Here is a 1,644-nt window from a genome sequence, read left to right on the forward strand (position 1 = left end):
TGTGGGCGCCCCACTGGGTCCATCATCTCAAATTCGCCTCGGAAAGCCCGATTTGGAGTCCCTGGCTCGACCTTCTGAGTCGTCATCATGCGCTGGTGCGGTACGATTGCCGCGGTTGCGGCCTCTCCGATCGCGACAACCTGGATTTTTCCTTCGAGCGTCATATTGAAGATCTGGAGGCTGTGGTTGCCGCGGTGGGCTGGGAACGGTTTGTGTTTTTTGGCTATGGCAGCGGCGGTGCAACGGGCGTTGCCTATGTGGCGAGAAAACCGGAAAAGGTCGAGCGGCTGGCGCTCATCGGCAGTCCGGTGCGTGGCCGGCTCGCGCGTGCAGCGACGCCGGGCGATATCGTGGAAGCCGAAACCCGTCTCAAAGTGTTCGAGATCGGATGGGCGAGCGATGCCCCGGCTTACGGCGATTTTATCGCCGCCCTGCACATGCCGGACGCTTCGGCCGATCAGATGCACGCCTATAAGGACCTACTGCGGCTGACGACGTCGCCGGCGACCGCGCTCAAGCTGCTGCGCGGCTATTGGCAGGCTGACGTCTACGATGTCGTACGCCGCATACACTGTCCGACCCTGGTTTGCCACGCCCGGCTTGACGCTCTGATCCCGTTCGAGCAGGGGCGCCTGTTCGCGAGCCTCATTCCCGGTGCGCGCTTCGTTCCGCTCGAGACGCGAAATCACGTCTTGCTCGACAGCGAGCCGGCGTGGTTGCAATTCGCGGCGGCGCTCGATGAGTTTTTGCCCCAAAAGCCCGCGCCCGCGGATTTCGCGCTTGGCGAACTGACCGCGCGCGAACGACAGATTCTCGACGCCATCGCGGAAGGTCTCAGCAATAAGGCGATTGCCAGCCGTTTTGGCACCCGCGAAAAGACGGTGCGAAACCAAGTCTCGACTATTTTGAGCAAGCTCGGGGTGAACAGCCGCGCCCAGGCCATCGTGCAGGCGCGGGACGCGGGATTCGGCCGCTCCTCGCGCTGACGCCCGCGAAGTCGGGAACAGAAAATCATTGCTGAAAAACTGGCGGAGCGCGTGCCGGCTGCGAACCTTAAAGGGTTGATCACGCATGCAAAGGGGAATCCCGGCAAGCTCAATTTCGCATCGCCAGGCATCGGCAGCTCGCCGCATCTGACCGGCGAAATGCTCCAGACAGACGCGGGCGTCCGCTTCACCCGCGTGCCCTATAAGGGCATGGGACGGCGGTGGTGGATCTTTTGGCAGGACGTGTCGATATCGCGTTCAACAATCCCGCGAACAGCCTGTCGTTGATACACAGCGGAAAATTGAAAGCCTTGGCGGTCGCCAGCGGGTACGTATTCCTGAACTTCCAGAAGTGCCGGCAGTCGCGGAACTCTAGCCAGGTTTCTATTCGAACAGCTGGTTTGCCTTTATGGCAAGCTCGGTGTCAGCAGCCGGGCGCGGGCGATCGTCCGGGCGCGAGAGGCGGCCTTCGGCTATCGGACTGCCGTGCCAGCCGGCTGAGACCTCGGGCTTCTTCTGCCTTGATTTTTGCCCCTCAAGCCCTGATATGCGGGGGCACAAAGCGATGGGAAACACTGGGAAAAACCATGACGAAACAGACCGCTCGCGAGGACGAAGCGGCGCAGGCCGGTGAGGGCGCCGCTGCGGCGGCCGATCC

The 1,644-nt window shown here is 62.2% G+C and carries 3 protein-coding genes; all 3 read left to right on the top strand.

Annotated features, from left to right (window positions below; translation table 11 throughout):
- Window positions 1–986 (top strand): alpha/beta fold hydrolase (locus tag WB528_RS10215; protein WP_423888299.1); only part of this gene is annotated, 986 nt, incomplete at its 5' end.
- A 51-nt stretch (window positions 987–1,037) separates the two neighbouring features.
- A complete protein-coding gene (locus tag WB528_RS10220; protein WP_423888300.1) occupies window positions 1,038–1,274 on the top strand; it encodes a tripartite tricarboxylate transporter substrate-binding protein in 237 nt (78 codons plus the stop codon).
- The coding region (locus tag WB528_RS10225) for a hypothetical protein (protein WP_423888301.1) at window positions 1,211–1,644 on the top strand (434 nt) is incomplete at its 3' end. The genes WB528_RS10220 and WB528_RS10225, both read left to right, overlap by 64 nt.

This window comes from Bradyrhizobium sp. (assembly GCF_049586575.1).
In the GTDB taxonomy this organism is placed as follows: domain Bacteria; phylum Pseudomonadota; class Alphaproteobacteria; order Rhizobiales; family Xanthobacteraceae; genus Bradyrhizobium.